8 protein-coding genes and 1 riboswitch are annotated in these 13,804 nt (G+C 71.6%); of the genes, 2 read left to right on the top strand and 6 right to left on the bottom strand.

Annotated features, from left to right (window positions below; all coding sequences use genetic code 11):
• Positions 1-40 precede the first annotated feature (40 nt).
• Complete coding sequence (locus tag AB0I59_RS30575) at positions 41-1,414, top strand: phenylacetate--CoA ligase family protein (protein ID WP_358138409.1); 1,374 nt, start codon at positions 41-43, stop codon at positions 1,412-1,414.
• Between the two features lie 298 nt (positions 1,415-1,712).
• Here the strand turns inward: AB0I59_RS30575 and AB0I59_RS30570 are convergent, their stop codons facing one another.
• The 3 genes from AB0I59_RS30570 to AB0I59_RS30560 form a co-directional block, all read right to left on the bottom strand.
• Complete coding sequence (locus AB0I59_RS30570; protein WP_061261135.1) at positions 1,713-2,453, bottom strand: glycoside hydrolase family 25 protein; 741 nt, start codon at positions 2,451-2,453, stop codon at positions 1,713-1,715.
• Positions 2,454-2,650: 197 nt separating this feature from the next.
• Positions 2,651-2,795, bottom strand: a riboswitch (cyclic di-AMP (ydaO/yuaA leader).
• Between the two features lie 208 nt (positions 2,796-3,003).
• Entirely contained in the window at positions 3,004-3,660 is a 657-nt protein-coding gene (locus tag AB0I59_RS30565) for a response regulator (RefSeq protein WP_061261134.1), read from the bottom strand.
• Positions 3,657-4,820 carry a sensor histidine kinase gene (locus AB0I59_RS30560; RefSeq protein ID WP_358138407.1) on the bottom strand — a complete coding sequence of 388 codons (1,164 nt, stop codon included), beginning with the start codon at positions 4,818-4,820 and terminating at the stop codon, positions 3,657-3,659. The genes AB0I59_RS30565 and AB0I59_RS30560 overlap by 4 nt, the downstream gene beginning before the upstream one ends.
• 269 nt (positions 4,821-5,089) lie before the next feature.
• Between AB0I59_RS30560 and AB0I59_RS30555 the strand changes: the two genes are divergently transcribed.
• Positions 5,090-6,103: a DUF418 domain-containing protein gene (locus tag AB0I59_RS30555; RefSeq protein ID WP_358138405.1), complete on the top strand. Its 1,014-nt coding sequence runs from the start codon at positions 5,090-5,092 to the stop codon at positions 6,101-6,103.
• A gap of 34 nt (positions 6,104-6,137) precedes the next feature.
• Here the strand turns inward: AB0I59_RS30555 and AB0I59_RS30550 are convergent, their stop codons facing one another.
• The 3 genes from AB0I59_RS30550 to AB0I59_RS30540 all read right to left on the bottom strand — a co-directional run bounded on the left by AB0I59_RS30550 (position 6,138) and on the right by AB0I59_RS30540 (position 13,791).
• A complete protein-coding gene (locus AB0I59_RS30550; protein ID WP_358138403.1) occupies positions 6,138-8,213 on the bottom strand; it encodes an ABC transporter ATP-binding protein in 2,076 nt (691 codons plus the stop codon).
• Between the two features lie 316 nt (positions 8,214-8,529).
• The gene (gene lanL, locus AB0I59_RS30545) at positions 8,530-11,199 is read right to left on the bottom strand and encodes a class IV lanthionine synthetase LanL (protein ID WP_358138401.1); all 2,670 of its coding nucleotides are present in this window, start codon (positions 11,197-11,199) and stop codon (positions 8,530-8,532) included.
• A gap of 333 nt (positions 11,200-11,532) precedes the next feature.
• Positions 11,533-13,791: a hypothetical protein gene (locus AB0I59_RS30540; RefSeq protein ID WP_358138399.1), complete on the bottom strand. Its 2,259-nt coding sequence runs from the start codon at positions 13,789-13,791 to the stop codon at positions 11,533-11,535.
• Positions 13,792-13,804: the final 13 nt, after the last annotated feature.

Genomic DNA, 13,804 nt, shown 5'->3' with positions numbered 1-13,804 from the left:
ACAACCGGCGTCCGCTCATCGAGGGAAGGAACAGCCCATCATGACGGAAAACGCGCGACAGCTCGCCCGTGACGCACGACGCGCTCTGCGGCAGGGCCCCGCGGCGATCGCCCAGCGGCAACGCGCCCGTTTGACCGAGATCGTGGCCTACGCCCGCGCCCACTCGCCGTACTTCCGCGAGTTGTACCGGGAGCTACCGGAAGAGATCGACGACCCGGCGCTACTCCCGGTCACCGACAAGAAGACGCTGATGGCCCGCTTCGACGACTGGGTCACCGACCGGAATGTGACGCTCGAGAAGGCCCGGGCGTTCGTGGACGACCCCACACTCGTGGGTGAGTGGTTTCAGGGGCGGTATCTCCTGGTCACCACCTCCGGCACCAGCGGGCTGCGCGGCATCTTTCTGCTGGACGAGCGGAGTGTGGCCGTGCACACCGCCGTCGGGCAGCGCGCCCGCGGCGGGCTGGGCATCGGCCAGGTCATCCGTCTCCTGCGCGGCGCCGGCCGTACCGCGATCGTCTCCGCACCCGGCGGCCACTTCGCCACCGTCGCCGGGGCGGCGCGGTTCCGCCGGGACCACCCACGGCTCAGCTGGATGCTGAGAGAATTCTCGATACACCAGCCGCTGCCGGAACTGGCCGCCGAGCTCAACCGATACAACCCCAGCTCCCTCACCGGCTTCGCGAGCATGCTCGGGTTGTTGGCCGGGGAGCAGGAAGCCGGCCGCCTGCGCATCCGCCCAGGGGTGATCATCGCCGGTGGTGAAGCGCTGACGGCAGAGAACCGTACCCGGATCGCCGACGCGTTCCACGCCGAGATCCGCTCCGCCTACGCCGCCACAGAGTGCGGCTTCCTCTCCTACGGCTGCGCGCAGAACTGGCTTCACGTCAACAGCGACTGGGCCGTGCTGGAGCCGGTCGACGCCGACTACCGGCCTGTCCCCCCTGGTCAGCCGTCGCACACGGTCCTGCTGAGCAACCTCGCCAACCGGGCCCAGCCGATCCTGCGCTACAACCTGGGCGACAACGTCCTGCTGCGTCCCGACCCCTGTCCGTGCGGCAGCCCACTACCCGCTGTTCAGGTGCAGGGCCGCGCGGCCGAGATGCTTTCCTTCCCCACCGGCCGCGGCGAGCACATCGGCATCTCCCCCATGGCCTTCGGCACCTTGCTGGACCGTCTTCCCGGCATCGAGCAGTTCCAGCTCGTCCAGACGACGCCCACCACGCTGCGGGTGCGCCTGAAGCCCGCGGACGGCACCGACCCCGACAGCGTGTGGCAGACGGTGCGCGACGAGATCGCTCATTTGCTGACCGAGCACAAGGTCGACCACATCACGCTCGAGCGCGCCGAAGAGCCACCCGAGCGGTCGGCCGGCGGCAAATACCGCAGGATCATCCCACTGGCCAAGCCCTGACGAGAAGATTGACGGGAAGGGCACTGGCTGGTGCCGTGGCCCCACCGTCCAAGGCCGGAGCTTCTCGGGGTTGCGAACCGCCCCGGCAGTACGCGCCTGGCCGACGCCTGACCGAGATGGCTCTGGTCGAGTCGTCTGAGCTGTCCGTTCCCCGGCAGGCGCTCGAACCATGCGCGCCCGCCGGGGATTCAGGAGAAGCGCTCGATCGTCGAGGCGCCCGGTGCTTCCGCTCGCCGATTCCGCATTCGGGACGGCCGTTCGGCCCCGTACGGAGGACGGCGGGCGGAAGCCCGGTCGGCTACGCCTTGGCGGCGGGGCGGCCCAGGGCGCGCAGCTGGTCGGCGGTCAACGCGGAGACGTTCTGGTCGATCGGCGTCTCGGTGTACTGGTGGATGGCCCAGCTCTTCCAGTCGGCGGGCGGGGTGACCTCACCCTTGGCCTTGCTGTAGTGCGCCACCCACAGGGGGTACTCGGACAGCCCGCGACCGTAGGTCTCGGCGAAGTTCCAGCCGGTGTAGATCAGCGGCGTCGCGCCGGTCTTCTTCTTCACGTAGGCCAGCCAGGTCTTGGCCCAGTTGTTGACGTGCGAGACGGACAGGCCGTCGGAGGTCTCCAGGTCGAGCACCAGCAGGTCGCCGGGCTTGCTGGGCTGCGCGTTCACCACCGACAGGAAGTGGTCGGCTTCGGCGATGGGGTCGTTGTAGGTGCGGGCGAAGTGGTAGGCGCCGCGGACGATGCCCTTCTTGCCCAGCTCGCGCCAGTGCCGGGCGAAGGAGTCGTCGCGCCAGGTCAGGCCCTCGGTGGCCTTGACGATGCCGAAGTGGGCCGGGCTGGAGCTCCAGTCATGCGTGGGCTCGTGGCCGGAGACGTCCTCGCCGTAGATGAGCGGCGAGGCCTTCCCCTCGGCCGCCTGGGCGGCGGGGGCGGGGCCGTCCGGGGTGGAGTGCGCCGGGCTGGACAGGACCAGGGCGGCGGTGGTGGACACGGTGGCCAGGAGACCGGTCGCGGTCAGAACTCGGAATGTACGGGTGAGGGACATGCTGGTTTCTCCTATGAGGCATTGCTTGGGGACTGCCGTGGGGAGTGGGGTCCGCGTGGTGAGCGGGTGTCAGGGTCACGCGCCGTCGCACCCGGTCCCCCCGCGGAGGGCGGCGTGTTCTACCCCACGGCCAGACGGCGCCGGCCGGGGTTCTTCGAAGAAGGGGCAGGTCGATGCGTGGGCATGAAGGGATCGACTCCTTGCTTCCATGCCGCCTACCGGGTCAGCTGACGGGTTCGGGCGGGGAGGTGCCCTACGGCACGCAGCGCGGGCTGGCGTGTCGATTCACCCCGGGAGATGGGTCCCCGGCTCCGCTGGGAGCGGATGAGGCGGCCCACGCGCCGTCAAGACGGGAAAGACTCCCCGTCGGCGACGCACGGTCCGGGCAACGAAACGGCAACACAGGTGACGACACAGTCGTCGGTACGTACTCCGATAGTGGACCTAAGGTACACATACGGACATAAAGTGACAAACAGGACAAAGGATTCTTTACCCGGACAGGTCAACCGCCGGTCAGGCAGGGAACCTCGTGGGCTCCTCGCCCGCGCTACCCGCCGCCCATCATGCGGTTCTCCCAGGCCCAGGCGGCGATCTCCACCCGGTTGCGCACCCCGAGCTTCGCCTGGATGCCGGACAGGTGGCTCTTGACGGTGCTCAGCGAGATGAACAGCTCGGCGGCGATCTCCTGGTTGGTACGGCCCCTGGCGATGGCCCGGACGACCTCGATCTCCCGTTCGGACAGCGGCCGCGCGGGCCCGCGTGCGGCCGGGGCTCCGGCGGCCGTGAGGTGGCGCAGCAGGCGCAGGGTGACCGACGGTGAGATCAGGGCGTCTCCGGCGTTCGCGGCCCGGACGGCCTCGACGAGCAGCGCGGGACCGGCGTCCTTCAGGACGAAGCCGACCGCTCCCCCGCGCAGCGCGCCCTGAACGTACTCGTCGAGATCGAAGGTGGTGACCACGACCACCCGGAGCGGGTCCGGCACCCCCGGGCCGGCCAGCGCGCGGGTGACCTCGATGCCGTCGAGGCGGGGCATCCGGATGTCCACCAGGCACACGTCCGGGCGCAGCCGCCGGGCCAGGTCGACCGCCTCGGCGCCGTCTGCGGCCTCGGCGACCACGCTGATGTCGGGCTGGTCCTCCAGGATGAGCCGCAGGCCGCTACGGATCATCGCCTGATCGTCGGCCACCAGGACTCTGATGGTCATCCGCGCTCCCGCGCGGCGACGGGCAGTGTGGCGCGCACGGACCAGCCGGCCCCGGAGCGCGGCCCGGCGACCAGCGTGCCGCCGAGTGCCTCCAGGCGCTCGCGCATCCCGACCAGGCCGTACCCCCCGCGGTGGTGGTAGCGGGCCGGCCCAGGCGGCGCGTCGTCGACGACCTCGACGGTGACGACGTCCCGATCTCGGTCGACGCTGACCATGACCGAGCGAGCCTGCGGGGCGTGGCGGGAGACGTTGGTCAGCGACTCCTGGACGACCCGGTAGACGGTGCTGGTCACTTCGGGCGGCCACCCCGACCGGTCGTCGTCGTCGGGAAGCCGCAGGTGGACCGCCCGGCCCTGACCGTAACCGTCGAAGCGTTCGACCAGTTCGCTGAGCCCCTCGGGGCCGGGCGTGGCGGGCGCCGCGTCGTCGGCGTCGCGCAGCAGGCCCACGACCCGGCGCATCGCGGCCAGCGCGTCGGAGCCGGCGGCCTCGATGCCCGCGAAGGACCCGTCCACCTTCTCGGGGTGCTTGCGGGCGACAAGCTGGGCGGCCTGGGCCTGGACCACGATGCCGGTGATGTGGTGGGCGACGACATCGTGCAGTTCTCTGGCCAGTGCCAGGCGCTCGTCGCGGCGGACCTTCTCGGCGATGGCCCGCCGTCGCGCGTCGAACAGCCGCGGGGCCGCCCCGATCATGAGGGCGCAGAGCCATCCCGCGCCGTTCAGCACCGTCACCGTCGGGACTCCGGAGGAGAGCGCGTGTGCGGTGAACAGGCTGCCGAGGACCACCGCGAACCCTCCGGCCGCGACGGCGCAGGCGGTCAGGGCCGGGAGCGCTCTGACCGCGGAGCCGACGAGCACGGACAGGGCCACGGCCATGGCGGGGCCGGGCTCGGCGGGCAGGGCCGCGAACCGGGCGGTCAGGATCGCCGCCGCCGCGACGGCCAGGCCCGCGACCGCCGCCCACGCCCTGTGGCGCCGGCGCGCCATCGCGATCACGCACACCACCGCCCCGGCGGCGCAGTCGAACAGCCAGTAGCCGCCGCCCCAGCTCTCCGCGATCCGTGACGCCCAGAAGGCGAGCAATGCCGCGAACAGCGCGCCGAGCCCGATGTCGGCCGCGATCCCGGCCCGCCCGGTGGCCCACTCCCGCACATTCACATCGTCGAGGCTATGAGATCTCTTCCCGCGCCGAACCGGCCGAAAGTACGATCCTCGCGGCGGCGAACCGCGCTTTCGGCCGATGCCCCCACCCGTCCGGGCCCGCAGGATGAGGCCCCATGTCACATGGAAACTCTTCCTCCCGTGCTGGAAGCGGAGGGCCCGACCAGGCGCCGCGGCAGCCGCCAGGCGCTGACCGACCGCTACCCGGACATCCCGTGGAGCCGGGTCATCGGCCCGATCACCCCCAAGGGGACCGGCGTTCCCGCGTGCGCCACGACGACAGGGAAGGCACCGCGACGGCCTCCCACGGCCGACCGCGGATCGCCGCGCTCGACGTGGTGCGCGGGTTCGCGCTGTGCGGGATCCTGCTGGCCAACATCCAGCCGATAAACGCCGTCGGCGTCATCGCCGTGAAGGGGCCGGAGACAACCGGGGCTGCGTGGATGGGGCTGCTCGTCGAGCAGCGCTTCTTTCCGATCTTCTCCCTGCTGTTCGGTGTCGGGTTCTCGCTGCTGCTCGACTCCGCCGCGGACCGCGCCGCCCGCCCGCGACTGCTCCTGCTGCGCCGGCTCCTGGTGCTGCTCGCGATCGGGCTGGTGCACATGTTCGTGCTGTGGCGCGGCGACATCCTGACGATCTACGCCGTCGTCGGCCTGCTGGTGCTGCTGCCCTCGACCTGGCTGCCACGGTGGGCCGTGGCCGGCCTCGCCGCCGCGCTCATCGCGACGTCGCTGATCCTCGGGGGCGGCTTCTTCGCGCTGGTCCCCGGGCTGTTCCTGCTGGGCTCGGCACTGACCCGGTACGGGGTGATCGACCGGATCGAGCGGTCCACCCGGGTACCGGTCGTGCTGGGCCTGGTCCTCGCGGCGGGGGCGGCGCCGGTCCTGTGGTGGCAGGCGGGGTCGCGATCCGGCGACCCGGGCTTCAGCGTCTTGATGGCCGGGGCGGGCCTGCTGCTCGCGGGCGTGTACGTGTGCGCCCTGCTGGTCCTGCTCAGGACGCCGCTTCGACCGGCGCTGCGGACCGTCTTCGCACCGCTGGGCCGGATGGCGCTGACCAACTACCTGACCGCCACGCTCCTCGCCCTGGCGGCCGGTCACCTTCTCGGCGGCCCGCCGGAAAGCTGGTCCGTGACGACGGTGCTGTTGATCGCCGCCGTCATCCTCACCGCCCAGTGGCTGTGGTCCACCCTCTGGCTGCGCCGATTCCGGCAGGGCCCCCTCGAATGGCTCTGGCGGTGGGCCACCTGGGCCCGCCGGCCACCCATGCGCGTCCCCTGACCCGCTCGGGTGGCATCACGCGGGTGGCACGTGATCAGCGGGCGGCGCCCGTCTGCGCGCGGACCATCCGGGCGTACAACCCGTGCGGCTCGCCGCGCAGGTCCCCGGGCGCGCCCTGCTCCGCCACCCGGCCCCGCTCCAGCGCGACGACGGTGTCGAAGGAATCGAGGACGCCGAACCTGTGAGTGATCACCACGGTGGTCCGGCCCCTGCGCTCGGCCAGTATCGCCTCGACGACCTCCGCCTCGGTCAGGGGATCGAGCGCGGAGGTCGCCTCGTCCAGCACGAGCACGGACGCGTCGGCCAGGAGGGCGCGCGCCAGCGCGACGCGTTGCCGCTCACCACCCGAGAACAGCGCCCCGCGCTCCCCCACCCGTGCCTCGTAGCCGCCGGGAAGGGCCATGATCCGCTCATGGATCCGGGTGATCTCGCAGACGCGTACCAGTTCCTCCGGTGAGGCGCCGGGATCGGCGTACCGCAGGTTCTCCGCGACCGAGCCCTGGAAGAGGAAGGGGTCCTGGGGCACGATGCAGAGCCGTCCGGGGAGCGGGCCCCGCACCTCCGTGCCGTCGATCACGACCGACCCCTCCGTGGGGCGACGCAGCCCGGCCAGCAGGTGACCGAGCGTGCTCTTGCCGGAGCCGCTCGGCCCGACGACCAGCACGGTGGACCCGGCCGGTATGTCGATGCCCACCTCGCGCAGCGCCGCATGCCCGTGATCAGTGCCCGGTTCGCGGCCCTGTCCATGCCGCTGTTCACCACCCTGTTCACCGCGCTGTTCACCGCCCTCTTCAGCGCCCTCTTCAGCGCCCTGTTCACCGCCCGGAGCGCGCGCGACGGGGTAGCTGAAGGCGACGCCCCGTACGGCCATCGCGCCCGGCCAGTGCCGGTGGATCTCCGGTTCCCGCGCCTCCCGTTCCCGCGCCTCCCGTTCCCGCGCCTCCCGTTCCCGCGCCTCCCGTTCCCGCGCCTCCCGTTCCCGCGCCTCCGGTTCCCGCGCCTCCCGTTCCCGCGCCTCCCGTTCCCGCGCCTCCGGTTCCCGCGCCTCCGGTTCCCGCGCCTCCCGTTCCCGCGCCTCCCGTTCCCGCGCCTCCGGCCTGAGGTCGAGGTACTCGAAGACCCTCTCGAAGGCACCCTGGACGGACCGCAGCTCGGCGGAGATCTGCAGGATCTGCCCCAGCGGCTGGTACAGCCTCGACTGCAACACGATGAAGGCGAGAAGCGTGCCGGGTGTCATCTCTCGGGTCAGCCCCGCCGTCAGGAACACCAGGTAGGGGGTGAGCACGAAGAAGACATGCGCCACACTCAGCACCAGTTGGGCCGCCAACCCCGAGCGCACCTGCAGCCGTGCGAGACGGCCGCTCTCCGCCGCGAAGGCGGCACGCTCGTCCTCGCTCCTGCCGTGCACCCGGGTCAGGATCACGGCCCCCAGGGACAGTCGCTCCGCGGCGATCGAGGACAGCTCCGCCCTGGCCTGCTGGCTGACACCGGACAGCTTCTTGAGTGCCCGTCCCGAACGGGAGGACACCCAGAAGGCGACGGGTGCGAGAACCACCGCCGCGCCGGCGAGCGGCGGGGACAGCGCGACCATCGCGACGCCCGCCACGACGAACCCCAGCACGCCGGCGAGCACGCCGGGAAGTGTGTCCTTGATCGCGTGCTCGACCTGGGCCGTGTCACCTGACAGACGCGACTGGATCTCGCCGCCCCTCGTCGTGGCGAAGAAGTCGAGGGGCATGCGCTGGAGGCGGTCGTACATCTCCTCGCGCAGCGAACGCACCACCCGTTGCGCCGTTCGGGCCGACACCCAGGTCTGTCCGAGATCCACCGCGCCGACCGCGCAGGCCGCGGCCGCCGCCAGCGCGGCGAGCCCGGCGAGCAGCGGAAGGTCGGGGCCGCCGGGCCCGAAGAGCGCCCGGTCGATGACCACCTGGCTCAGCAGCGGAACGGCGGCGTTGAACGCGGAGAAGGCTGCGACGAGCACGAGAACGAGCAGGACGGCGGGCCGGTGGGGCCGGAACAACCGTGCGACCCTGCGCCAGGTCCTCGGCGCCGAGGAGGCGGGCGGGTACGGCGTGGCCTCCGCGGCGGGGCCGGAGCTGTCGGGCACGGCGGCACCTGTCCTTGTCTGGGGGAACTTCGGGGACCTCGGGACCTCGGGACCTTCGGGGAACCTCGGGCGACCTCGGCGAACTTCGGGCGACCAGGCAGACGGGCATGGCCCCGCCCACCCATACGGGCAGGCGGGGCCATGGGGATCAGGCTTCGAAGGTGCAGCCGGTGGTGGTCCTGCAGTTGGTCAGCCGCACGGCCTCCCTGTCACCGGCCTCGATCTCCGGCAGCGCCTGCAGGTCCTCGACGTTGAAGGACATGGTCTTCCCCTTCCGTAGCCGCCGGGCCCCCTTGTGGACGGCCCGGTCTCTGTGTCACCGCCCCCGGTCGGAAGCGGCGAGTCCCGGAGTGTCGTCCGGCAGCCACATCCGCGGGTGGCGGTGGCGCAGCCGGAGGAGGAAGGCGAGCGTGCCCGCCGTACCTCCCAGGAACGTCGGTGCGAAGTCCCCGAAGGGACCGGGGACGAGCAGCCGGCCGGCGCGGTCGACCGCGCCGAGCTCCAGGCAGCCCGCCAGATCCAGCGCCCATCGGCGGTAGCGGTCCTCACCGGTCAGGTCGGCGAGGTCCAGGAGGAACTCCCCGTCGCCGGGCAGCCCGTGGCACGGCGCCGGCCCTGACTGCCATCGGGTACGGTGCACGGCCGTCGCCGCCTTGCGGGCCAGGTCCAGGGACGCCGGATCACCGGTGGCCTTCCAGTACCGCACCAGGAAGGTGCCGATTCCCGACGAGCCGCTGCACCAGTACGGCCGGCGGGGCCGTACCGTCTCCGGCTCCTCGCGCAGGGTCGGCCACCAGGCGGTGTCCCCGTCCACGTCGGCGTACGCGGTGAAGGTCCGGGCGATCTCGTGCACCGTCGCCATCCAGTCCGGCCGGGAGAGGGCGCGGCTCGCGTGGAGCAGCGCGGTGCCGATCCCGGCGATGCCGTGCGCGAAGCCGAAGTGGTTCGCCCCGGCCAGCCCGGAGTCGAAGGAGTCCGGCGTCGGCCACTGGGGGTGCCCGTCCAGGTACGACCGTGCCTCGTGCAGGTTGTGGAAGATCCGCTCGGCGCGTTCCCGCAGGCCCGGATCGGCTGACCGCGACGCCAGGTGCAGGACCGCCATGCCACAGCCGGCCAGCCCGTGCGTCACGTCCGGACTGGGGGTCTCGGTCGGCAGCAGCCTCGCCGCCCGTACGGCGAACGTGGCCGTCTCGGCGTCGCCGGTCACGGTCGCCGCGTCGTGAAGCGCCCACAGTGCTCCGGAGCGGCCGAAGTACAGGCCCGGCCGCCAGGTGTCCTCGTCCTCCAGCCGCCGCCGCAGCCACCGGCAGAGGGCGGCGACCGCGTCCCCGGTCGGCGCCGTCCGCATGGCCAGGGTGAGCACGCCCAGGATGCCCGCCGCGCCGCCGTTGATCGAGCACGGATCCGCCTCGATGCCGTCGGTGACGTTGGGCCAGGGTGACGGGCTGCCCTCACTCACGTCCATCGTCTCGACCAGATGCGCGAGCCCGTCGTCGATCAGCCGGTCGGTCAGCTGGGCGGTCCTGCCGGGCGGCAGGGACGCGGCCCCGGGGACCGCCTGCCCCGGGGTGAGCCCGGCCAGGAACCGGTCGCAGGCGTCCAGCGACCAGCGCCGCTCCGGCTCCGCCGCCAGCAGCCCCTCGACGAGGGGGCGCAGCAAAGCCAGGGTGGGATTGGCCGTGGCGACGTCGGCGACCCGGGCGAGGCCCGGCGGCTCCAGGTGCCCGCCGACGGCGCAGAAGTACGCCATCGCGCCCAGGCTGTAGCGGTCGGCGCTCTCCCCCGGCACGGGCCGGAGCTCCCCGACCTGATCCGCGAGCTCGGGCGCCAGGTATCCGGCGGTGCCGCCGACCAGGACGATGTCCCCCGGCGCGGCGGCGTGCTCCAGGTCGATGAGCCGCAGCTCGCCGTCGGGCAGCACCATGATGTTGTTCGGAGAGAAGTCGCCGAGTGTCCGCTCCCGCTCGTGCGCCGCCCGGAGCAGGCCGACGAGGCGGGTGACCAGAGGCAGCGCCCGCGCCGCTTCGAGGCCGAACCCGGTGTCGCCGAGCGGCCCCACGCGCTGGTGAACCCAGCGCTGCAACGTGACGCCGGGCAGGCGTTCCTCGACCAGGAAGGCGTGCCCGCCCTGCTCGAAGAAGTCCACGAGGGCCGGCACGATCCCGCTCGACGCCATCTCCCGCAACCGCACACGCTCGGCCGCGATCCGGTCGGCGGCGTCGACGCCGCGCAGATCGCCGCACGCGTGCGGCCGGCCTTCCTTGATGACCACCTCGCGTCCGGTCGAGGTGTCGTCGGCGTAGTACACGCCGCCCCGGCTCGCGTGCCGTACGGCCTGGCGCACCATGAACCGGTCGTTCAGGAGCACCGAGGCCGCGGCCGGTCGAGCAGGCGGCGGTTCGAACGGGCAGGTCGCGAACGGCGGCGGGGAGAACCGCGGACGCCGTTCGTCGAGCACGAATTCCCCGGCCGGGGACCGCAGCCGGACTTCGTAGAATCCGTCGTTCCCCAGCACCCGGTGCCCGCGGAAGGCGCCATAGCGGTAATGCACGATTCCGCCGGGCCGATATGGAAGGTCGGAGAGGATCGCCGGGCCGGGAAGACCGCGGGTCGCCTCGTCGAGCAGCGCGGCGAGCCGTACCGATTCGGCGTCGTCACACGGGTAAACGGTGATGAATTTACCGGCCTGCGCACGACTGCAGTGAGGTTCGAGGAAATTCCAGTATTCGGTCAGCCCTACGGGGAACTTGAAGGCGCATCCGGCTTGGACCAGAATCCCGGAAACGCAGGAGAGCACGACGGGGGCGGAGAGCATCGTCGCCGAAACGTGCAGTTTCCAGCCCTGGTCGGGCATAGGATAGGCATCCGGCGTGACCTGGCACCAGGAGTCGTTCTCGTTGATCGACCAGCCGGCCGCGCCGGCGCGGGCGAGTTCGGCGGTGACGATGTCGCGTAGTAAGGCGGGGTGACCCGAGCGAGCTCTCAATCCGCCTCCCCCTGTTCCCGGAGCCCGTTTCCTGCTGTCAGGGGGGATTTTTCGAGGGAGCGCTTGAAATCCACTTGTAATAGCCCTTGAAATTCACTTGTAGCATACTCGGAACCCACGTCAGAGCATGTACGTCGCTATTTCCGAACGCATTCTCACCTCGCTTCTGCCGCGCTGCGGCACACGAACGGGTGCGGCGATCCGGCCCCCGCACGTTCGAGGCGGCGGAGCTCGTGGAGCTCCGCCGCCTCATCGGTCGCGCATCACCTCGTTCGCCGAGGTCGGATCAGGAAGCCCGCCCGGCGCGTGCTTCCGTCCCGGGTCCCGCAGGGATCACGTGTGCACCAGGGTGAGCCCTCCCGCGCCGCTCCTCCTGATCACGACGACGGCGTAGACGCCGGCCACCTTCGGATCCGCGATGGTGACCCGCTCGATCTTGTTCGGCCCGCCGCTGGTGGAACGGCGGGCGCTGGAGCGCGGCAGGGCCCACCTGGTCGAGTCCGGCGCCAGCACGAAGAGGTCGAAGTCCTGCCCGTTGCGCGGCACCACGGTGATCGTCGCGGGCACGCCCTGCTCGATCCTCGTCGTACGGATCTCCACCAGCCGGTCGGCGCCCATCGTGAACTCCATGGGCGTGCCCTTCTCCAGGTGGTCGGCCGGCGCCGTGACCACCTCCGTCATGGCCTCCTGATAGTCGGTGCCGGAGGTGACGTCGGCCTGGTAGAGCTTGCGGTCCGGGACCGGCTGCACGGCGACGAAATCCGGGCCGGAGATGCCCCATTCCGAGCTGGTGACGGCCGACTCAGGATCGGCGGCCTGGGCCACCTTTAGGTCGACGTCGTCGCCGTCCGCCAGGGAGGGGGCCGTCGCCACCACGGACCACCTGTCGGGGGTCGAGGTGTAGCGCTGGTGGAGCGGAACGTTCGCGGGCCGGTACTCCGGCTGCCTGTCGTTGAGCTGCTCGAAGCGTTCGGGGTAGATGGCGTTCTGGAAGGCCGTCGAGCTCGCGTCGAGCGCGTCCGCCGGCTCGATCAGCTTCATGAACTCGTGGATGTCGTTGGCCGGCGCCTTGGTGAAGGCGGCCACGACACCCACGGGTCCCAGGCTGGAGGTGTCCCAGTACCTCTCGTTGCGCGGCCCGAAATCGGCCAGGTCCAGGAGGACACCCGCGACGCGGCCCTCCGTCTTGTCGGAGTAGGACGCCTGCGGCCACTCCTCGCTGAACCAGCGCGGGCCCTCCAGATTGATCGAGGCCACGTCGCCCCAGCGGAAGTGCGTGTCGGCGTAGGTCTGGACCGCCACCCAGTCGGCCCATCCCTCCGTCCAGGCGCAGCCGGGGCTCGTGGGCGTGCGCATCCAGTGAAGATCACAGTCAGGGGCCGGCGGGAAGGAGCCGTAGGTGTAGTCCATGATGAAGTGCCCCAGCTCGTGGGCCACCGTCATCTTGCGCAACTCCTCCACCGCGTTCAGGTGGATCTCGAAGCGCGCTGAGCATTTTTGGCTGGCGCCCAGGCAGTAGTAGGAGCCGGAGGCGCTGTCGGGTGCCCAGTAGATGAGCACCGACTGGCAGTTCGCCTGGCCGGTCTTCCAGCAGTCGTTCCCGGGCACGTTCAGCCAGCCGGTGTACGCCTTCCAGGTGTCGTAGGCGGCGGTGAAGACCCGGAACGCGCCTTCGAGCGGGCTGCCGGGCGCGCTCTGGAAGTCGATGGTCGTCTGGTCGGTGCCGATGGGGACGTCGTTGGTCACCGCGCTGTCGCCGTAGTAGGCGGGGTCGAGCGGGTCCTTGACGCCGGGATTCACCACCCGCCAGTAGTCGCCCGTCGCGCTGACCTCGATGGAGAGGTCCTGGCCGGTGCCGTCCTCATCGGTGCCGGGGAAGCACAGCTTGTATTCGCCGGCGGCGTCCGTCATGGTCCACCCGAGATTGTCCTTGCTGCCGTCGGCGTCGGTGTCGTACCCGTAGACCTGCGCCATGGGCACGCCTCCGACCGAGCCGTCCTCCGCTTTGACGTAAGTGACGCGCCCGTGCGCGCACGTGTCCTTCGCCAGAGACGTCCGCTGCTCCGGCGGCGCCGCCGCGCGGCGCTCGCCGTCGGCCGGCGGCATGCCGAAGATCGACGACTCCGCGCCGATCGTGAGATAGGCCAGGCCATCGCTGCTCGGGCCGGGCCGACCGTCCCGCGCCTGGACGCGGACCGAGGCGGGGCCGGGCGCGACCGCGGTGACCACGCCCTCGTAGCGGACCGGCTTGCCGCGCCGGACCCGCTCGGTACGGCGGGCCCGGTCCACGGGGCTGCGCCCGATCGTCGCCGCCGCGCGGTCGAGCCCGGCCGGCGGGCGCACCCACCGCAGGGTCTCCGGCAACTCGATGGTCGTCGTGGCGTCCGGCACGTCCTGCTTGGCGACCACCTCGACGCTGAGTGTCGCGCTCTGCCCCACGGCCGGAGCCCGGTCGAGCGACACGGTCACGGTGAAGCAGTCGCCCGGATCGCACGGAGGAGGCCCCGCGAGGGCCGGGGCGGGGGCCGCCGCGGTGAGTCCCGCGGCGATCCCCGCGGCCACCAGGGCGGCGGCCGTCAGTCGGCGTAACATGCGTGTCTCCTGA

Origin of the sequence: Microtetraspora glauca, from assembly GCF_040656155.1 — a bacterium.
Classification (GTDB): domain Bacteria; phylum Actinomycetota; class Actinomycetes; order Streptosporangiales; family Streptosporangiaceae; genus Microtetraspora; species Microtetraspora glauca.
This window is presented reverse-complemented; position numbering and strand designations above follow the sequence as displayed.

Excerpts from the sequence above, each read along its gene's own strand:
- AB0I59_RS30575 (WP_358138409.1), top strand. The coding sequence starts at position 41 with ATGACGGAAAACGCGCGACAGCTCGCCCGTGACGCACGACGCGCTCTG.
- AB0I59_RS30570 (WP_061261135.1), bottom strand. The coding sequence starts at position 2,453 with ATGTCCCTCACCCGTACATTCCGAGTTCTGACCGCGACCGGTCTCCTG.
- AB0I59_RS30565 (WP_061261134.1), bottom strand. The coding sequence starts at position 3,660 with ATGACCATCAGAGTCCTGGTGGCCGACGATCAGGCGATGATCCGTAGC.
- AB0I59_RS30540 (WP_358138399.1), bottom strand. The coding sequence starts at position 13,791 with ATGTTACGCCGACTGACGGCCGCCGCCCTGGTGGCCGCGGGGATCGCC.